At 69.0% G+C, this 19,160-nt stretch carries 20 protein-coding genes; 8 read left to right on the plus strand and 12 right to left on the minus strand.

Annotated elements, in window-relative coordinates; all coding sequences use genetic code 11:
• Window positions 1-78 precede the first annotated feature (78 nt).
• Window positions 79-1,635, minus strand: a complete 1,557-nt coding sequence (locus NMI01S_RS25670; RefSeq protein WP_245717025.1) for an aldehyde dehydrogenase family protein — start codon at window positions 1,633-1,635, stop codon at window positions 79-81.
• A gap of 275 nt (window positions 1,636-1,910) precedes the next feature.
• Between NMI01S_RS25670 and NMI01S_RS25675 the strand changes: the two genes are divergently transcribed.
• The gene (locus NMI01S_RS25675; protein ID WP_063001263.1) at window positions 1,911-3,158 is read left to right on the plus strand and encodes a PucR family transcriptional regulator; all 1,248 of its coding nucleotides are present in this window, start codon (window positions 1,911-1,913) and stop codon (window positions 3,156-3,158) included.
• 114 nt (window positions 3,159-3,272) lie between these two features.
• A complete protein-coding gene (locus NMI01S_RS25680) occupies window positions 3,273-4,016 on the plus strand; it encodes a dihydrodipicolinate reductase C-terminal domain-containing protein (protein WP_063001264.1) in 744 nt (247 codons plus the stop codon).
• On the opposite strand, the gene NMI01S_RS25685 is transcribed toward NMI01S_RS25680, so the two are convergent.
• Complete coding sequence (locus NMI01S_RS25685; protein WP_063001265.1) at window positions 3,929-4,678, minus strand: GntR family transcriptional regulator; 750 nt, start codon at window positions 4,676-4,678, stop codon at window positions 3,929-3,931. The genes NMI01S_RS25680 and NMI01S_RS25685 overlap by 88 nt on opposite strands.
• Before the next feature lie 190 nt (window positions 4,679-4,868).
• Here NMI01S_RS25685 and NMI01S_RS25690 point away from each other — a divergent pair, with 190 nt between their 5' ends.
• A complete protein-coding gene (locus NMI01S_RS25690; RefSeq protein WP_063001266.1) occupies window positions 4,869-5,417 on the plus strand; it encodes an acyl-CoA dehydrogenase family protein in 549 nt (182 codons plus the stop codon).
• A gap of 37 nt (window positions 5,418-5,454) precedes the next feature.
• Here the strand turns inward: NMI01S_RS25690 and NMI01S_RS25695 are convergent, their stop codons facing one another.
• From NMI01S_RS25695 to NMI01S_RS25730, 8 genes are read right to left on the minus strand one after another with little or no spacing between them, the layout of a single operon-like run.
• Complete coding sequence (locus NMI01S_RS25695) at window positions 5,455-6,591, minus strand: LLM class flavin-dependent oxidoreductase (protein WP_063001267.1); 1,137 nt, start codon at window positions 6,589-6,591, stop codon at window positions 5,455-5,457.
• 9 nt (window positions 6,592-6,600) lie between these two features.
• A complete protein-coding gene (locus NMI01S_RS25700) occupies window positions 6,601-7,707 on the minus strand; it encodes an acyl-CoA dehydrogenase family protein (protein ID WP_063001268.1) in 1,107 nt (368 codons plus the stop codon).
• Window position 7,708: 1 nt separating this feature from the next.
• Window positions 7,709-8,779, minus strand: coding sequence for an SDR family oxidoreductase (locus NMI01S_RS25705; protein ID WP_063001269.1), 1,071 nt, complete (start codon window positions 8,777-8,779; stop codon window positions 7,709-7,711).
• A complete protein-coding gene (locus NMI01S_RS25710) occupies window positions 8,776-10,125 on the minus strand; it encodes a nitroreductase family protein (RefSeq protein ID WP_063001270.1) in 1,350 nt (449 codons plus the stop codon). Before NMI01S_RS25710 ends, NMI01S_RS25705 begins: the two co-directional genes overlap by 4 nt.
• Window positions 10,122-10,862, minus strand: coding sequence for a class II aldolase/adducin family protein (locus NMI01S_RS25715; protein WP_063001271.1), 741 nt, complete (start codon window positions 10,860-10,862; stop codon window positions 10,122-10,124). Before NMI01S_RS25715 ends, NMI01S_RS25710 begins: the two co-directional genes overlap by 4 nt.
• 29 nt (window positions 10,863-10,891) lie before the next feature.
• On the minus strand, window positions 10,892-11,134 hold the full coding sequence (locus NMI01S_RS25720) for a phosphopantetheine-binding protein (RefSeq protein ID WP_157126362.1): 243 nt from the start codon (window positions 11,132-11,134) through the stop codon (window positions 10,892-10,894).
• A gap of 14 nt (window positions 11,135-11,148) precedes the next feature.
• On the minus strand, window positions 11,149-12,579 hold the full coding sequence (locus NMI01S_RS25725) for a class I adenylate-forming enzyme family protein (protein ID WP_063001273.1): 1,431 nt from the start codon (window positions 12,577-12,579) through the stop codon (window positions 11,149-11,151).
• Window positions 12,580-12,601: 22 nt separating this feature from the next.
• Window positions 12,602-13,489 carry an alpha/beta fold hydrolase gene (locus NMI01S_RS25730; RefSeq protein WP_063001274.1) on the minus strand — a complete coding sequence of 296 codons (888 nt, stop codon included), beginning with the start codon at window positions 13,487-13,489 and terminating at the stop codon, window positions 12,602-12,604.
• 114 nt (window positions 13,490-13,603) lie between these two features.
• On the opposite strand from NMI01S_RS25730, the gene NMI01S_RS25735 reads away from it, so the two are divergent.
• Window positions 13,604-15,880 carry an MMPL family transporter gene (locus NMI01S_RS25735; RefSeq protein WP_063001275.1) on the plus strand — a complete coding sequence of 759 codons (2,277 nt, stop codon included), beginning with the start codon at window positions 13,604-13,606 and terminating at the stop codon, window positions 15,878-15,880.
• Window positions 15,877-16,482 (plus strand): DJ-1/PfpI family protein, encoded by a 606-nt coding sequence (locus tag NMI01S_RS25740; RefSeq protein WP_063001276.1) that lies wholly within the window; start codon window positions 15,877-15,879, stop codon window positions 16,480-16,482. Before NMI01S_RS25735 ends, NMI01S_RS25740 begins: the two co-directional genes overlap by 4 nt.
• Before the next feature lie 110 nt (window positions 16,483-16,592).
• On the opposite strand, the gene NMI01S_RS25745 is transcribed toward NMI01S_RS25740, so the two are convergent.
• Complete coding sequence (locus tag NMI01S_RS25745) at window positions 16,593-16,949, minus strand: winged helix-turn-helix transcriptional regulator (RefSeq protein WP_063001277.1); 357 nt, start codon at window positions 16,947-16,949, stop codon at window positions 16,593-16,595.
• A gap of 64 nt (window positions 16,950-17,013) precedes the next feature.
• On the opposite strand from NMI01S_RS25745, the gene NMI01S_RS25750 reads away from it, so the two are divergent.
• Complete coding sequence (locus NMI01S_RS25750; RefSeq protein WP_063001278.1) at window positions 17,014-17,391, plus strand: VOC family protein; 378 nt, start codon at window positions 17,014-17,016, stop codon at window positions 17,389-17,391.
• A gap of 10 nt (window positions 17,392-17,401) precedes the next feature.
• On the opposite strand, the gene NMI01S_RS25755 is transcribed toward NMI01S_RS25750, so the two are convergent.
• On the minus strand, window positions 17,402-17,854 hold the full coding sequence (locus tag NMI01S_RS25755; RefSeq protein WP_030514283.1) for a DUF6325 family protein: 453 nt from the start codon (window positions 17,852-17,854) through the stop codon (window positions 17,402-17,404).
• Window positions 17,855-18,167: 313 nt separating this feature from the next.
• On the opposite strand from NMI01S_RS25755, the gene NMI01S_RS25760 reads away from it, so the two are divergent.
• The gene (locus tag NMI01S_RS25760) at window positions 18,168-18,692 is read left to right on the plus strand and encodes a cysteine dioxygenase (RefSeq protein ID WP_063001317.1); all 525 of its coding nucleotides are present in this window, start codon (window positions 18,168-18,170) and stop codon (window positions 18,690-18,692) included.
• A 44-nt stretch (window positions 18,693-18,736) separates the two neighbouring features.
• Window positions 18,737-19,129: a rhodanese-like domain-containing protein gene (locus NMI01S_RS25765; protein WP_063001279.1), complete on the plus strand. Its 393-nt coding sequence runs from the start codon at window positions 18,737-18,739 to the stop codon at window positions 19,127-19,129.
• Window positions 19,130-19,160 lie beyond the last annotated feature (31 nt).

Below are 19,160 nucleotides of genomic sequence, written 5' to 3' on the forward strand. Positions count from 1 at the left end.
TTGCTCACAACCCTGCACAACAGCCGGTGCCGGACCGATATTTCGGCCCGGCCGCGGTGAACGATCAGCGATGAACGATCAGCGTGGGCCGAAGCGTCGCCGACCGCGGGCCGACATCGCGCGCATCGCCGCCTCCATGAACCCGAACTTGGACGGGGAGTACGGGAACCAGAGCATTTCCTTCTTCTGGGTGGGCAGCGACGGCGCGGTGATCGCCTTCGGGCGGCAGTACTTGCGCAGGCCGTTCGCGCCGCCCCAGCGGTAGCCGGTGCCGGACTGTCCCCAACCACCGTGCGGGATGGTCGGATTGAACAGATTGATGACCGAATCGTTGATGTTCACCGCACCGACGTCGAGCGCGCGCGCGAGGCGCTGACCGCGGGCGCGATTTCCGGTCCACACCGACGCCGACAGCCCGAAGATCGAATCGTTCGACAGCCGAACGGCTTCGGCCTCGTCGGCCACCTTCACCACCGGAATGGTGGGTCCGAACGTTTCCTCGGTGATGCACGACATCGAGTGGTCGACGTCGACCAGGACGGTCGGTTCGAAGAAAGTGCCTGTGCCGGTGGGCTTTCCACCGGTCAGCGCGGTCGCTCCGGCCGCGATCGCCTCGTCCACGTGCCGCTTCACGATCTGCAACTGGGCGGCCGTGGCGAGCGGGCCCAGATCGAAGGAGTTGCTGCGATCGTCCTGGCCCTGACGCAGCTCCTTGACGTGCGCGACCAGCTTGCCGACGAATTCGTCGTAGACCGGCGCCTCGACGTACACCCGCTCGATCGAGATGCACAGCTGCCCGCCGTTGACCAGCGCGCCGTAGGCGATGCCGTACGCGGCGCGGTCCAGGTCGGCGTCCGCGAGCACGATCGCCGGATCCTTACCGCCCAGCTCGAGGCTGTAGGGTGTCATCCGCTCGGCGCAGGCGACGCCGATCTTGCGGCCCGTGGGCACCGAACCGGTGAACTGCACGTAGTCGACATTGTCGATGAGGGCCGCCCCCGTGGCCCCGGCCCCGGACACCACGGCGAGCACCGCCGGCGCGCCGATCTCGGCCCAGCCGCGCTGCAGCACCAGCGGCGTCAGCGGCGTGACCTCCGAGGGCTTGTGCAGGACCGCGGCGCCGGCCGCCAGGGCGGGCACGACGTCCGCGATGCCCATTCCGAGCGGGAAGTTCCACGGCGTGATCACACCGACGACCTGATACGGCTGGTACACCGTGGTCAGCTGCTTCACCCGCATCAGCGGCGTATGCGGGGACGCGGACTGGTCGGCGAGGAATTTCGCGGCGTTGCGCGCCCAGTAACCGAGTTGGTCGACGGTGAAGGCGATTTCGATCCGGGCATCGATGCGCGGCTTACCTGTTTCGGACTGGATGGCGTCGGCCAGTTCCTCGGCGTTGTCGATCACCCAGTCCTGCAGCTTCAGCAGCCACTTCTTCCGGCCGCTCGGACCGATGGCCTCCCAGGCCGGCTGGGCTCGGCGCAGCGCCCGGGTCGCCTCGGCCACATCCTCGGCCGATGCGATCGCCACCGTTCCCACCAGCTCACCGGATGCCGGATTCCGCACTTCGATTTCGGTCGCGGGTGTCGCCGGCGCCTTTCCGTTCACACCGTCGACCCCGGGCGTGGCTTCGATCTTCGACACGTCTGCTCCTGTGCGCCATATCGCGGGCAATCGGCTCGGTCCTCGTAGCCGTGCCGTTCGGGCGAGCCTGGCACGGATGCGCGGATATCGGCTTGGATGAATCGGCCCAATTCCGGGCGCCGATCTTGGACTGAAGGCACATGCCTTCACACGGGAGTCGCAGCTTGGTAAGCTGCCTGACATTCGAAAGCGAGTCCCGCACACTCCTTTCGGCAATGGCTGCTGCGAGTCGGTTCGCATCGACACGACTCGCCGATGGGGGTGTGATGACCGGTGCGACGATCGGACCCGAGGCCCGCGCATGGCTGGACAGCCTGATCCCGGACCTACTCGACAACAAGCAACTCGAGTCGATCGTCGCCTATACCGACGGCCACATTCTGCGGGACGTGCCGGAGATGGATACGCCCGCGCTGCGCGCCAATCTGCACGCGAGCACACTGGCCCTGGGCCGGATCATGCTGCCCAATCTCGCGACGGGCGCCACCCCCACCGAACTTCCGGACGAGGCGTACGTGCTCGCGGAATCGATCGCGCACAACGGCATGGACCTGCGGGTCCTGCTGCGCATCTACCGTTCCGGACAGCAGGCGATGATCCGGGTCCTGACCGATCAGATCAGCCTGGCCTCCCTCGACGCCGACGCCACCCGTGAGCTGGTCCGGCACGCGGCCGGATGCGTCACCGACTGGGCCGGCACCTGCGTCGAACAGCTCAGCCCGACCTTCGCCACCCAGCACGCCCCCGACCAGTCCGGCCGGTTCGCCCGCCGCCGCGAGACGGTGCGCGCGATCGTGTCCGGGTCGGTCATCGATCCCGCGGTGGCCGAACTGCGGCTCGGATATTGCCTCGACGACGTCCACCTGGCCTATCTGTTGTGGCTCGACGACGACGCGCCCGGCAGCCTCGCCGACCTCGAACGGGCCGCCCAGCGCATCGCGGCACAGCTCGACGCGCGCGGCAGTTTCGCCTTGGCGGGCGGAAGCCGCACCGTGTGGGCCTGGGCCCGCACCAACCGGTGCGCCACCCCGGAGCTGTCCGGTCTGGCCGCGGCCGGTTCGATGCGCCTCGCCTTCGGCCTTCCCGCGCCCGGACTGGCCGGGTTCCGCCGCAGTCACCTGGAATCGCTGGCGGCGCAACGTATTCAGCGTATGCGGCGGCGCACCGGCCGGGTGGTGCTCTACGACTCGGTCGAGCTCGACTACCTGGTCAGTCAGGACGACGAGGCGATGCGTGCCTTCGTCGAGCGCGAACTCAGCGCCCTGTCGGGGCCAGGGGCGGCGCTGGCACGCCTTCGCGAGACCCTGGGTTGCTATCTGGAGCGCATGTGCAGTGTGGAATCTACCGCCCGCGAGCTGGGGATACACCGCAACACCGTCCGATACCGCCTCGAACGCATCGAACACCTGCTCGGCCATCCCATCGAGGCGCGGCGTCTGGAGCTCGAGGTCGCGTTGCGGTGCGCGGCATCGCTGGGCATCGACGAATCCACCCGCGACACCAGCCCTGGATAATCGGCAACTCACGGAAACGCCTGTGGCACTGGATGTTCGGTCCAAGAACGCGGTGCGCGGATCGGCCGACTCCGCCATGGCGCCGCCCACGCCGCGGTCGTAGCGTCGCCGCCCATGGATGTGAACACGGTCGCCATCGTCGGGTCCACCGGCCGGCTCGGTAGTGCTGTCGCCCGCGAATGCGCGCGGCGCGGGCTGCCGATCGTGGCCGAGGTGTGGTCCGGCGGCCGGCGGATCGGCACCGAGCGTCCGGATGTCGTCGTGGACGCGAGTCACCCTGCGGCACTGGACGATACGGCAGATCTGTGCCGGCGCACCGGCTCTGCCCTGCTGTACTGCGTCTCCGATCCCGGCGGGGAGCGGCTGCGCCTGCTGCGCGAACTGAGCGCCGAGATACCCGTCGCCGTGGCCACGAATCTCAGTCCGCTGCACTGGATTCAGGTGCGTACCGCGGCGCTGGCGGCGCAGCTGGCGGGGGCGATCACCGACGATGTGGAGACGATGATCGTCGATCGCCATCCCACCACCAAACGCGATGCCCCGTCCGGAACCGCACGCCTGCTCCGGGAGACGATGGGCGGCCACGCCGACATCACCTCCGTGCGGTACGGACCGGCGGTCAGCGACCATCACGTCGTCTTCACCGCGGGCCCGGAAACGTTGGAGCTCAACCATTCCGTGCGCGACATCCGGGCGGCGGCACTGGGGGCGTTGCGGCTGGCCGGGGAGTTGGTGCGGCTGCCCGCGGGCTGGTTCACGGCCGCGCAACTCTACGATCGCATCGCCGAGCGGTCGGCACCGGACTCGGCAGCGGACTCGTCGGCGGTTTCCTCCCACATCCCGACCCGATCCAGATGAGCGAGCAGGCGCTGAGCGGCGTCGGCGAACAGCACCCGCGTCTCGGCGTCGATTTCGTCCATATCGGCGCGCCGTATCGCGGCGACCAGCCGCTCGTGACTGGCGACGGCGAACTCACCCCAGGAACGATCGGCCGAGTACAGGCGATGCGGTGCGTACCATCCCATCTTCAATTGGAACGACGCCAGTTTCGGCGCGCGCGCCAGGCGGTTGAGTTCGCGGTGGAAGGCGAACTCGGCATCGGAGATCGCCTCGGCATCACCTCCGGCGACCGCCGCGCGCAGCGAGCCGATGCGGTCGTCGAGCCGTTGCGACGCCTCCGGAGTGAGCCGGCGCGCCGCGCGGCGGGCCAGTTCGTTCGCGATCTGCCGCTGTAGCCAGAACACATCCATGACGTCGTCGCGGCTGAGCTCGCTGACGACGAAGCCGCGGCGCGCGCCCGGTTCGACGAAACCCTCGCCGCGCAGCGTCAGCAGCGCGTCGCGCAACGGTGTGATGCTGACGTCGAGTTCGGCAGCGGTGTCCTCCAGGTGGATCGCGTCCCCCGGGCGCAGCGTGCCCGCCATGATCCGGGCCCGGAGTTCGTGAGCGACCTGGTCCGAGAGCTGGGATCGCTGCCTGCGGGACCTGCCCGGCGAGCCCTCACCGCGTACTGCCGCCACCCACCGTTCTCCTGTCCGGTTCCACCGTTCGTCCGACAACTGCCTTCAGCCTAGAGACCGGGGCATGCGGTCTTCGTTACCGGCGGTGCTGGATAGTTCGTCCAGCGGACCGGACCCCGGTTCGTTCACAAGCGACGAGCGGGGCACGACCGGGGGCTTCGAGAATGGCTGTGATTCGAAGGAGGGAACGATGCCCACCGCGTCGGCAGACCACCATGAACTCACCGCGTTCCGCATTCGTCGCCGTACCGCCGGAACCGGTGATGCCGGAGACCGGATCAGACGCTATCTCGCGCACGAGCGCGCGGCCGGTTGGCCCCGGCCACTGGCACAGGGGGCCGAATGGTGTGAGCTACTGGACGAATTCACCTCCGGCCCCGAGTTGGCCGATGTCCAGACCAGAGCCTGCTGGATGGGCGGATACTGGTCGGTCATCGGCACCAAACTGCTCGGCGTCCGCAGACACGCACCCCGCTGGGGTCTGCTGCTGGCACGCACCGATCCGGCCGCGACCGGATACGACGGCCTCACCTGTTTCATCTGCGATATGACCGCACCCGGCGTGGCCGTCGCCAAGGCCCGGGCCACCCCTCGGGCCGGCGTGGACACCGTCCTTCTCGACCGCGTGGAACTCCCGCGCGACTATTGCCTCGGCGAGGTCGGCGACGGCTGGCGCGTACTGCAGGCGATCGGCCGCGACGGCGGTGGCGGCCCCTCCCGCCTGCCCGGAGGAGCCTGACCGCCGCCGCGGTGCTGCCCGATCGGATGCCGCCGGATCAGACGCTGACGGGCGCGTTCGCCATGGCGGCCCGCACTTCGGCGCGCCGAGCGGACCCGGCGGTGGCGGCCGCCAGAGACTTTTCGACTCCCGCGTGCCAGCCGCGCAGCGCCGGGGCCACCTCGCGAGCGAAGGCGCGCAGACTGCGTTCCAGCAGCGGGTTCGGCACCCACCCCGGCACGAACAGGATCAGGGTGTCGAGACCGCCCAGCCGCGTGGACAATTCGGTGATCCGCTCGACGCAGCTCTGCGGCGGCCCGACGATGAAGGCCCCGGCGTCGATCAACGCCTCGAGTGCGGACCGGCCCGCGCTCTCCGAGCCGGGCACCGGCATGCCCAGCGTGCCCCGGTACAGCTCGAGACGCTGCCGCATCCAGCCCTCGAAGATCTCATCGATACCGCTTTCCCGCGAGTCACTCACGTGCACGAAGACATTCAGGCGGATCGGCCCCGCCGCGTGCTCGCGCAGCACCGCCAGCCGCTGTGCCAGCTGACCGATCGGATCGCCGACCATGCCGGCCCGCAGCGCACCCCACGGTGGCGTCAGATTCACCAGCGGGTGTGTGCCGGTGCCGGCCAGCTGCTCGATCGCGGGGTCGCCGAGCGAACTCGCCACGACGACCTCGACGGGATCGCGATACGGGCGCAGCTGCAACTGGGCCTCCCGGGCGGTGAACCACGGTGTGTGCACGTCGACCGTCTCGCCGCGCACCAGCGCCGTCACCGTCTCCAGGGCCGCCGCGAAGTGCGGGCGCACCTGCGCCGGGTCCACGCCGATCATCTCCATGTCCTGCACGAAGGCTCCCGGACCACAGCCGAGCAGCGCCCGACCGCGAGTGAGATTGTCCAGCAACAGGATTCGTTCGGCCACGTGCACGGGATGGTGGTACGGCAGCGGCACCACCCCGGTGCCCAGCCGGATGGTGCGGGTTTCCCGGGCGAGCGCCGCGATCAGCAGGTCGGGCGCCGTCAGGGTGCCCCACCCGCCGGCGTGGTGTTCGCCGATCCAGATCTCGTCGAAACCGAGATCCTCCGCCAGCAACACCAGGTCGATATCGTCGCCGAGCGAGTGGAAGGGGTCCTGCCGGGGCGGATGGAAGGGCAGGGTGAAACATCCGAAAGAGGTGGGCAGCACCGTTGGCTCCTAACGTAATTGCGCCGCGATGGCGATCTTCTGGATTTGCGGCGTGCCCTGAACCACTTCCAGCAGATGCGCTTCGGAGGCCCACCGCAGGACGGGTTCGGCCGCGTCGAAGGCTCGCGAGCCGAGAGTTCCGATGGCGGTATCGGTGGCCCGCCGGGCCGTGCGGGTCGCGTGCAGTTTCGCCTGGGCGGCAAGCACTTGCGCGTCCGGACGCTGATCTTCGACCGCGGCGCAGGCCGCCCGCAGCAGCGCCGCGCTCGCCGCGATATCGGTGCTGATCTCGGCGAGCGGGAACGCGACACCCTGGAAATCGATGATCGGACTGCCGAACTGGTGGTGTTCGGCCGCGTAGGCGCCGGCCCTGCCCACCGCGGCGCGGGCCAGGCCGAGCGCACAGGAGGCCACCCCCAACCGGCCCTGGGTGAACAGGCTCTCGCCGGCGAGCATGCCGCGGTTCACCCGGCCCACCACACTGTCGTCCGGCAACGTGACCGAATCGAACCGGATATCCCCGGACGGGAGACTGCCGGCGCCGGTCGTTTTCGGGCGGTGCGTGACCGTGATGCCCGGCGCATGCGCGTCCACGAGAAAGCAGGTGATCCCGCGCAGTCCGCGATCGGCGGTCTTGGCGTAGACGAACAGCAGGTCGGCGATCTGGGCGTGGCCGATCCACTGTTTGGTGCCGTCGAGGACGTAGTCACCGTCGCCGGTGCGCCGCGCCGAGGTCCGCATCGCCGCCAGATCCGAACCCGCGCCCGCCTCGTTGAAGCAGTTCGAGGCGATCAGCCGGCCGCGGCACATGGCCTCGAGATAGCGCGAATGCTGGTCGGGCGAGCCCGATTCGGCGAAGGCGCAGATCGACAGCACCTGGTAGTGAATGGATTCCGCCAAGCCGACCCAGCGCTGCGCGAGGTCGGAGATCGCCGAGCAGAAGGCCCAGCGGTCGCCGGACCCCGGCACACCGGCGATGACGAGTTCGGCCAGCCCGGTGTCGAGCAGCGCGCGGAACAGTTCGCCCGGGTGGGCACCGGCGGCTTCCTGGGCGGCGACCTCCTCCGGGTTCAGCGTGCCGGCGATGGCGGTGAAGGCCTCGCGGTCGAAGCCCACCTCAGCGCCCCGCTTCGACGAGCCCCGCGCGAGCCCGGAAGAGCCCCGCGAGCACCTCGGGCGAGATCTCGATATCGAGTGCGCCACCGGTGTGCGCCGCCCCGCCGACGAACTGCTTCGGTACCGTGAAACATGAACCGTAGGAACGGATTTCGGCATCGCACTGTTCTTCCAAGCCGAGGCACGACCCGGTGGACTCGACGTAGTCGGGCGCCGCCATCCGCAGGGCGTCGAAGGCCGCGGCGAACACCCCGCCCAGGGTGACGGTCCGCGCACTGGTCACGTGGACGATCGGGGCGCCGACCTCGGAATCGAGGGAGGCGGTGACGATCGCGGCGACCGCCGCATCGACCGGAACCAGATTCAGTTCGAGTGCGGGATCGAGCGCGATCGCCATGGCCCGCATGCTCATCAGCGAGCCGACCAGGGCTTCCACCCCGTGCTTGGTGCGGGCGATCGCGTCGAACAGACCGTAGAACGGCGAAGTGCCCACGACCTCGAAGGTGCGGCTGTGACCGGTCACGATGCCGGTCCGCCAGATGCGGGTCGTCAGCGCCGACGCACCGGCGAGCTGTTCGATCGCGAGCTGGCTGCGTTCGAATTCGTTACCCGCCACGGCGCCGTCGACGGGGTCGCCCTCATCGATGCGGCCGGTGGCCGACCCGGACACATAGGCCGTGCCGAGCAGTTCGAACCGGGTCACTCCGGCCGCCTCGGCGGCGGCGAGCAGAGCGCGGGCCGCCTCGACGTCGACGGCGACATCCCCGCCGGGCAGTTCGTCCTCGACGACCACCCGCTGCGGGCAGTGCCAGACGTCGCCGATCGTCCCGGTGGCCAGCGCGGCCTGTGCGCTCTCGGCGATATGCAGCCGTTCCGCGTGGCGGTCGAGGAAACCGCCGCCGTTCTCGCCGTCGTATCCGTACGCGCTCGCGGCGGCCCGCAACACGGTCGCGACGTCACCGGTATGCGGTGCGGCCGTGGCGTGGACGGGCCGGTCGGTGCGATCCAGCAGTTCCAGAATCAGTGCGGCTCCGAGCAATTCGGTGGCGCCGTCGACCAGATATCCGGTCACGATGTTCTCCTCAGCGTGTCGTTCTTCGTCGTACATTCCGTCGCGGTGCCGAACGCGATCGCCATCAGCGGCGTGACGGTGTGGCCGAACACCGTCGACAGCCGTTCGTCGTCGAATCCGCCGACCACCGTGTGCCCCACCTCCGCGCGCACGGCGAGCAGTTGCAGCGTGGCGGTGAGCAGGCCGATCTGCAGCAGACAGGTGCGAAACATCGCGACGGCGTCTTCCGCACGGTCCGAACGCATTCCGGCGATCAGGAACAGATCGGCGTCGGCCATCAGCGCCTGGCCGCCGAACAGGGCCGCCACGGCCGAATCGGAGAGGTGGCCGATGTCGGCGACCCCCACCGACTCCGGCACCGCCTGCCGGACGGCGGCCACCCGGGTCTGCTCGTCGCGTACGGCGACACCGACGACGATGCTGTCGCGCAATCGATCCGGCCAGTCCGTCAGCGCCGCGCCGATCGCGCGGAACAGCGGCGCGCAGCGTTCATAGTCCAACTGCCCTCGCCGCAGGCCCCGGGCCGAACGGCGCCGGGCCAGCAGATCCTGAAGGTCGGCCGGAACCTCGGCGGCGGCCGCCACCGGCACCAGGGATTCGTGCGGCGACTCGGCCACCCGCATGGCTCGATCGAGCCGGATGGTCCGCTCCAATTCCGCTGCCAGCATGGGCGATTGCTGCCATACGGCCGCCCCGGTGACGATATCGGGGTGCTGCTCGACATCACCGGCCGCGGCCGTGGCGCAGTCCACGACCGCCGCGCAGGCGACGATCTCGCTGTCGGGCAGGCCGAGCGATTCGTGGATCTGCGCCAGCGACCAGTTGTCCGGATAGGTCACCGTGCGCCGCTCGGCGCCGCACACCTGGGCGAGGGTGCCCATCACGATCCCCGCGTCGAGCAGGCAGTAGCGGTAGCCGCGAAATCCGTAGCGCTGCAGGGTCCGCCACAGCGTGCTGGTCACCACGACGATCGCCTGATCGTCGCGGGCGGCGCAGACGGCGGTCACGATATCGCGGTCGATGCGGGCCAGTTCCCGGAAGAGCCGGCGGTGGAAGTCGTAGGCGAGTGCCGTCCAGTGCCCCTCGAGAGCGACGACGCAGACCACCTCGGTCGGATACAACCCGCCCGCGGAAGGCGCGCGGCGGCGGATCCGGCCGCCGTCGGAGGTGGTGCAGCCGTATCCGGATTCCAGCAGTCGCTGCAGGGTCCGCAGCCGGTCGTCGCCGGGCGTGCGCACGGCCGGTCCGCGCAACGACTCCGACCGCACCCGCCCGAAGACGGGCCGGACCTTGGACGCGGAGCTGTCGAGCTGTTGCCGGCGCAGCACCCGTTCCATGCGGATCACGGCGCCACCGCCCAGTCCCGCACGTGGGGGTGACGGTGTTCGATCGCCCGCACGCCGTAATCCCAGTAGCTCTTCACCGCGATATCGCTGTAGATGTAGTCGTTCTTCGCGTCGATGTCGCTGCCGGTCGAGCTGAAGAACTTCACCCCGGTGGCCAGCGCCTTCAGTTGCAGTTCGCAGGCGCGTTCCAGCAGTTGTGCGGCGACCACGGCATGGCGCAGCGTGCGCCCCACGATCACGCCACCGTGGTTGCGCAGGAAGGCCGCCGGGGCGGTGCCCAGCGCCCGCGCGACGGCCCGGCCGGTTTCGATATCGAGAATGGTGTTGCTGGTCAGCGTGAATCGTGGGCAGTGGTCGACGAAAGGCGCCGCGTCGTGCGAGAGTGCGGCCAGCTCCACATCCAGCGCGCCGAAGACCAGGGTGTTGGGCGCGTGGCTGTGCACGATCGCGTTCACGTCCGGCCGGGCGCGGTAGATCGCCTGGTGCAAGGGAAGTTCCGGCGGCGCCATCCGGTGCACCGGCAGTTCCGGATCGACCTCGGCGACGATCATGTCCGCGGGCGTCGCCTCGCTGAAGCCGCACAGCGCGCTCTTGATCAAGAAATGGTCGGTACGGGGCAGGCGTGCCGATATCTGCCCCTGATTGAAGTCGTCGTGTCCGGTATCCGACAGCTGCAGACTGCCGAGGGCGAGATTGACGGCCAGCCGCTGCCGGGCGGGCGTCGGGCTCGATGTCATGGCGATTCCTGATTCCGGCTCGGCGCGGGTCAGGCCGCGATGCCCAGCTTGTCCGCGATGTGGTCGCACATCACCTGCACGTCGCTCATGACCGCCTCGTCGACATCGTCGTCCCACTCGATGCCGAACTCGTCCTCGACGGCCACCAGAATGCGCAGGGTGGCCAGCGAATTGAGTCCCAATCGGCGCAGCGATTCGGGGCCGCCCTGAATATCCGACTCCTCGATCTGCCCACCCGACTCCTTGACGATCAGGGATTTGAGAGTGCTCATGATCTCTGCGTGGTTCATCGCGAAGCTGTTCCTATCGCTGCCAGTCCGGCGGACATGATCTTGCCCGCGGAGGATCGGGGCAGCGCCGGCACGATCGTCCAGCGCTGCGGAATCTTGAAGGGGGCCAGGTATTTTCGGCAGTGCTCGACCAGCTCCTCGCGCGTCGCGACGGTGGATTCCACATACGCGCACAGCACGGTGTGCGATCCGGCGCCCTCCCCGCGCACCAGGGCGCCGGTGACGGCGGGATGGCGCTGCAGCACCTCCGAAATCTCGGCGGGATCGATCTTGCGTCCGGCCATGTTGACGATCCGGTCGGCGCGGCCGGTGACGAAAAGGTCGCCGTCGTCGAGGTATCCGAGATCCTGGGTGCGGAAGTAGCCGTCGGCGTCGAGATGGCTGCCGAATTCCGGGGGCCGCGGATCGAGGTACCGGGTGGCCATCGACCGCGTCCGGACCGCGATGCGCGCGGCCGGGTCGTCCGCGCCGCCGGTCCGATGGGTGGCGATGTCCACCCCGGGCAGCGCCCGGCCCAGCGCTCCCGCGGTCCGGCCGTCGTTGAAGGTCACCGGGCCTACTTCGGCCAGCCCGTAGTAGTTGCACACCGGCCGTCCCACCGCCTCGAACCACCGGCGCTCGACATCGGCTGTGAGCGGCGCGGCCGAGCTGACCAGCAGGCGTAGCGAGGTGAGCGCGCTGAGATCGCGTTTCGCGAGCACCTCGTAGATGAACGGAAACGCCACCAGCACCGACGGCGCCCCGTCACGCAGCGCGTTCAGCAACTGCGAGGGAATCGGGCTCACACCGGGCAGGATCAAGGTGGCGCCGGAGGCGAAGACCGGTAGCAGCGACGTGTTGAAGGCAAGCCCGTTGTTGAGCGAGGCGAAACACATCACCGAGTCGTCGGCGTCGAGCCCGGTCGCGGTGCGCCACGCCGCCGCGGCATTCACCATGGCGGCGCTGCCGAAGCCCAGGCAGCGGGGTGCGCCGGAACTGCCGGAAGTGAAGCGGCCGAAGTCGATGCCGGTCAGATCGTGGGTGGCACAGCCGTTCTCGTTCGCACCGGTGCGCACCGTGCGCATAGCACCACCACGACCGCGGTAACCGGGCAGGTCGTCGTCGCCTCGCCGTCCCGAGATCACCACGGAAGCGCCGGTGCGGCAGGCCGTGTCCTCGATCTCGCGCTCGCTCCACGCCGGATCGCCGATCAAGGGGACCAGGCCGGACCGCAGTGCGCCCAGCAGGAATGCCACGTCGTCGGGCGTATTACCGGGTAAGAGCAGGAACGGCGGACGCGGAACGACGCGATGCAACCAGGCCGCCACGTCGCGGGCCGCCGCATCCAGATCGCGGTAGCTGTACCCGCCCGAGACGCCGTCGCCGACCGCCGTGCGGTCACCGAAGTCGGCGGCCCACCCGGTCAGGAGCGTGTCGAAAGTAGTCATGGTTCGACCTCGGCCGCGACGGTCAGCGGGCGAGTGTCGCCCGGACGAACCGGTCGATCGAGGCTTCGAATTCGGCGGTGGCCTCGAAGTACGGCGCATGGCCCGAGTTCGGGATCACCTCCACCTCGGCATCGGGCATGATGGCCGCCACCTCGCGCATCATCGCCCCGGAGGTCTGGAAGTCGTTCTCGCCGGCGGAAAGCAGTACCGGACAAGCGATTTGGCGCAGACGGTCCGGTTCGTCACTGACCGTCAGCGATGTCTTCAGGTTGGTGATCAACTGCTGCTGCGAACTCAGCGCGATGAATCGTTCCTTCAGCGCGAGATAGGCCGGCGAGCCGCCGAATTCGACGGTGTGGTGCGAGTAGATGAGCGGATACATCTCGTTGAACAGCGCCGTCGGGCCGACGTTCGTCACCGTCGACAGCCACGCCTGAATCAGCCGGCGCCGCCGCCGGCCGCCGATCGCGTTGAAGACCGGGCCGTACAGCGCCAGCCCGCCCACCTCGTCCGGGTAGGCCAGCGCGTACTCCCGCGCCAGCAGCGTCGAGTCCGACGAGGCGACCAGATAGGGGCGCTCGACCCCGAGGTGGGTGAGCACGGCGCGCAGGTCGTGGATGTGCCGCTCGAAGTCCACCACCCCGTCGACCTGTGTCGACGCCCCCTTGTTGCGCATGTCGTAGGAGACGACCGAGTACTTGGTCGCGAGTTCGGCGCTGAAGTTGCGCCACAGCGGTGCGATCAGGAAGAGGTTCGGGATGAGCACGATCGTCGTCGGCGATTCGATGCCGTAGCGCTCGTAGTAGATGTGCACGCCGTCCTCGGTCTCCAGCCTGCTGCCGGCGATATATCCGAGGTCGTAGGCGTCGATCTTCTCCGCGGTGACCGCTTCGACCATCAGCTTCTCCATTCTGGAACTCGATGCTACAAATAACTTATAAGTAGGAGCGACTTTCGGAATGCTACTGACGCCTAGACGGGCGTGCAACCCGCCGGGGCCCGCCCCGAAACCTTTGGGAGCCTTATGTTCACGCGCCTGGCGGCGGTCGTACTGCGAGCGCCGCGCATCACCCTGATCGCCGCATTCCTGTTTTTGCTGCTGGCAGGCGGCTTCGGCACCTCGGTGCTCACGCAGCTACCGGCCGGCGGTTACGACCCACCCGATGCCGAATCCTCCCGAGCCGAGCGGATCCTGACCGACCGCTTCGGCGCCGGTGGTTTCTCCCTCGTGTTCGCCGTCACCGCGCCGGACGGCGTGGACAGCGCCCCGGCCCGCGACCGGGCCGGGGCGATCCTCGCCGCATTGCATCAGTCGTCGCAGGTCAACCAGGTCGTGTCCTATTGGGACGAACCAGCGCAGCAGCGGTCGGCGCTGGCCGGCCGGGACGGGCGAACCGGGCTGATCGCCGGGCTGGTCGCGGGCACCGACAAGGACGCCATGCAGCGTGCCCACGACATCGCCACGCCCCTTATCGGCGATCGGGACGGCGTCACGGTCACCGCCGGTGGTCAGGCGGTCTCGCTGTACGAGCTCAACCATCAGTCGCAGGTGGACGCGGTGAAGATGGACATGATCGCCATCCCGCTGACGTTCCTCGTGCTGGTGTGGGTTTTCGGCAGCGTACTGGCGGCCTCGGTGCCTCTCGCGATCTCGATGTTCGCACTCGCCGGATCGGTGGCGTGGCTGCGAATCCTGGTGTCGTTCACCGATGTCGCGGTCTTCGCGGTCAACGTCGCGCAAGCACTGGGCCTGGCGCTGGCCATCGACTACACGCTGTTCATCATCAGCCGGTTCCGCGAGGAGAAGGCCGCCGGCCTGACACCGGAGCAGGCGCTGATCCGCACTCTCAACACCGCGGGGCGGACGGTGGCGTACTCGGCGCTGACCGTCGGCATCGCCATGTCGGTGATGCTGGTGTTCCCGATGTACTTCATGCGTTCGCTGGCCTTCGGCGGTCTGGGCGCCATCGCGTTCTGCCTCATCGGCGCGCTGGTGGTGGCGCCGGCACTGATCGTCGTACTCGGCGACCGGCTGGACGCCCTCGACGTCCGGCCGCCGATCCGGCGGCTGTTCGGCCGCTCCGGCGCGGCGGCTCCCGAGGTCCAGCGCACCGCCTGGTACCGGGGCGCGAGGTTCGCCATGCGCCGCGCCGTGCCGGTGATCGTGCTGGTCTCCGGCCTCCTGGTGATCCTGAGCCTGCCGCTGCTCGGAGCACGGTTCGGCTATCCCGACGACCGGGCGCTGCCGGGCAGTACGCAGTCGCGTCGGACCGGTGACGTGTTGCGCGCGCAGTTCCCGGTGGACAGCCAGGGACGAACTCCGATCGTCTTCCCGGACGCCGCGCCGCCCGCCGCCGAACTGACCGCCTACGCCCAGCGGTTGTCCCTGGTCGACGGGGTCGTCGCCGTGCAATCCCCCGGCGCCACCGTCGCGAAGGGACAAGTGGTGTCCGACCGGGCGACGGATGCGGCCGCACATGCGGATGCTGCGTATCTGACGGTACAGACGACGAAGGACCCGTTCTCGCAGGCCGGGCGTGACCAACTGGCCGAACTCAAAGGTGTTGCGGCGCCGGGCGAAACCCTGTTCGGCGGCCTGACCCAACGCGATCTGGACGCGGTGCACGGAATCAGCGACCGGCTACCGCTCGCGCTGACCCTGATGGTGCTGGCCACCGCCGCACTGCTGTTCATGATGACCGGCAGTGTCGTGCTGCCGTTGAAGGCCATCGTCATGAACGTCCTCTCGCTGACCGCCGCGATCGGCGCGATGGTGTGGGTGTTCCAGGATCACCACCTGGGCGGGCTCGGCACCACCGCCATCGGGCGCACCGTGGTGACCATGCCGATTCTGCTGGGCTGCATGGCTTTCGGTCTCGCCATGGACTACGAGGTGTTCGTCCTCTCCCGCATCCGGGAGGAGTGGCTGCGCTCGGATCGCTCCGACGCCGCGAGCAGGCAATCCGTCGCGGTGGGGCTCGCCCGCAGTGGACGGATCGTGACGGCCGCCGCCACCGTCATGGCCATCGCCTTCGCCGCGATGATGGTGTCGCAGGTGTCGTTCGCGCGCGGTCTCGGCTTCGGCTTGACGCTGGCCGTGCTGATGGACGCCTTCCTCGTTCGCATACTTCTCGTGCCGGCCTTCATGAAGGTGATGGGGCGCGCCAACTGGTGGGCGCCGAAACCGTTGGCGCGCTGGCACAACCGCCATCAGTGGCGGGAAGAGGGTCCGGCGCGACGAGCGCCGGGCAGCATCGAATCGTCCGATCCACGTCAGCTCTCGGAGGAACCACGTTCATGACGACATATGGGGTACTGCTGTTCGAGGACGTCGAGGAACTCGACTTCACAGGGCCGTGGGAGGTGTTCATGGTCTCGGCGATGCTGCGCGAGTACCAGGACCGCGCGGCGCTGATCGCCGAACGCACCGATCCGATCCGCTGTGTCAACGGCATGCGCGTCCTGCCGGACCACACCTTCGACGACCACCCCGCCCTCGACGTGCTGCTGGTGCCCGGGGGCCAGGGCACCCGCGTCCAGGTCCACAATCCGGCCCTGGTCGACTGGATTCGCACCACCTCGGCCGGGGTGAGCTGGACCGCGGGCGTGTGCACGGGAGCGTTCCTGCTGCACAAGGCGGGTCTGGCGAGCGGGCGGCGCATCACCACGCATCGCCTGTTCCACGAATCGCTCCAGGCCCGCGGCGACGTCACCGTGGTGACCGGGAGCCGCTACGTCGTGGACGGCGATCTCGTGACCTCCCAAGGCATTTCGGCGGGCATCGACATGGCGCTGTGGTTGATCGGGGCCCTGCACGGCCGCGATCACGCCCGGCGGGTGCGCGAACACATGCAGTACGAGCCGGCCCCGCCCTACCTCGCGGACGAGCCCAACGTGCGGTGACGGCGTCCGGTGCCGGACCGGGGACGACACGGCCTGGCATCGCTTCGTCTCGGCCGGTCGAACGCGCGGGCCGATCCGCGTTCGACCGGCCGTTACCGCGGGGGCTCGAGCTACGCGCCCGCCTGCTCGGGCGCCCCGTCGAGCAACTCGCGCAGATGCGCGCGCGACCAGGTGCACAGCTGATGGACCGTGGCGAGCAGGTCGCGCCCTGCCGAGGTCAGGGAATAGTCGACGCGCGGATTCGCGGTGTGGTGGTCGTGGCGGGCGACGATGCCGTCGGCTTCGAGAGTGCGCAACGTCTGGGTCAGCATCTTGTAGCTGATACCTTCGACGGCCCGGTGCAGTTCGGCGAACCGGCACTCGCGGTCACCGATCGCCTCCAGCACGGCCAGCGCCCACTTGGTGGACAGGGTCGCGAAGACTCGGCGGGCGACAGCCGCCGCCTGCTCCTGTTCCGTCCCGCTCACCGCGTACCTCTCACCTGGAAGTGCGTACTTACCCAGCGTAGAGATCGACCGTAGCGTGCGAGGAGTGCGGATTCTCGAGACCTATGCCCGCCTGTTCGTCGCGGATATGGATGCGGCCCTGCCCATCTACGAACGACTGGTCGGCGCGCCGGCCGACCTGCGTTTTCATTTCGAGCAAGCCGAAATCGCCGCTGTCGGTGGCTTTCTCGTCGTCGCGGGGACGGATGCGGCGATCGACGGGTATCGCGGCACCGTCGGCCCGGTGATCGTGGACGATCTGAGCGCGCTCCCGGAGTTCCTCGCCGAGATCGGCGGCTCGATCCTCGGCGAGCCGGTCACCTCCGCCACCGGCGAGGTCGTCTACGCCCGCCACCCCGACGGGACGCGGGTCGAGTACGTGCAATGGACGGACGAGGTGCGCATCCACGTCCTCGGCAGCTGAATCGCCGGTGTCAGTTCTTGTCGTCGAGGCTGTCCAAAGTCGTCAAAATGGCCTCGACCGGAATGCGGCCCGCCGCGACCGTTTCGGCGCCGTTGCGTCGCAGGGCCACCGACAGCGGTGCCGCCCAGGTGTTTTCGTAGATCAGCACGGCGGCCGAACGCCCGGGGTGCAACGCGGCGCCCGCCTCCCGCAGATCGCCGTCGTCGAGCACACCCGTCGTCTCCTCCGCGAACAAGGCCACGCTCGCTTCGCACTCGAGTCCGATATCGGCGATGTCGATGCCGGTCAGCGACCCGTCGCCCTCCTTCCGGAGAAACGCCAGATTCAGCACGCGGATGATGCCCCGGCCGACCAGATCACGCAGCACCGGCAATGCCGAACCGTCCGGCGGGCGGCCCGCGGGGAACTCGATGACGAGATAGTCGATCGGTCCCATCTCATCGATTCCGGCAGCACTGGTCATCCGAGCACCTCATCCGTGGCCGGATCACCGCGGTGATTCGGCGAGACAGCAGCTGATGTCACGCCGCCGGCGACGAACACCTCTGCCACCGGCGTAACACCTAATGATTCGAAGCCGGGCCGCTCGCGGATAAACCAGGAATCGATTCTCGGGACGCAGGCCGTCGGACACGGTGTCTCATTCACGTGGCCGTCCCGCCACTCGTTCATCCCGTGCGGCGGGCCGCGGAGTTTCGCTCACGGTGAGTCTGGATGGTGGCAAACCGCGTGTGGCGGCGAAGAATTCGCGTGACCGCGGTGTGGAAGGGGTAGTGGTGACGACGTCCGTGCCTGTGCGACTCGAGCACGCGAAAGACATTCATCCGGGCGTCGACGTGCCCCTACTCCGCGACGCCGTGGTCGCCGAGCGCACGCTGTGGACACCGGCCGAACTGCACGAGCTCACCGCGGTGGTGGCGAGCGAACTGGCGACACCGCTGCTGGATATCGTGCGGTTCGACACCACGCGGCGCTGGTGGACCCGGCTCGCGCTGACGATGGGCGTGGAACTGTGGCTGCTGTCGTGGGCGCCCGGACAAGGCACCGAACCGCACGACCACGGCGGTGCGTCGGGTTCGTTCACCGTCTCGATCGGCGAACTCGACGAGGACTACCGTTACCCCACCGGACCCGTACGCTCGGCGGGCCGCCGCGCCGGCGACACGATCGCGTTCGGCCCCGAACGCGCCCACCAGCTGCACAACCGCAGCACCCGGCCGGCCACCACGGTGCACGCCTACTCGCCACCGCTGCGACCGGTCCGCGAATACCGGTCGCTGCGGGATTTCACCGGTGTGTGACCATGCCGGTAGCCCCCATCGCCCGATCGCCGAGGAGTGACGATATGAGCGCCGAGGACCTGCTCGCCCGGGCACGCGCCGGACTGAACCGCGTCGAGCCCGTCACCGCAGCGCACCGGTTGGCCGAGGGCGCCCTCGTGGTCGACATCCGCCCGCACGCCGACCGCCTCGCCGAGGGCGAGATCCCCGGCGCGGTCGTCGTCGAGCGCATCGTGCTGGAATGGCGGCTCGACCCCGGCGGCACGCACCGGCTCCCGGACCTGACGTCCGACACCGAGGTCATCATCGTCTGCAACGAGGGGTACGCATCGAGCCTGGCCGCCGCGGACGCACAGCGCCTCGGACTGGCCCGCGCCACCGATCTGGTCGGCGGGTTCCGGGCATGGAAGGCGGCCGGCCTGCCGGTAGCTCCCGGCGGCACCCCCGCCGTCCCGTAATACCGCCCACACCTCCCGCGCAGCACCGCGT

This window comes from Nocardia mikamii NBRC 108933, from assembly GCF_001613505.1.
GTDB classification, from domain to species: domain Bacteria; phylum Actinomycetota; class Actinomycetes; order Mycobacteriales; family Mycobacteriaceae; genus Nocardia; species Nocardia mikamii.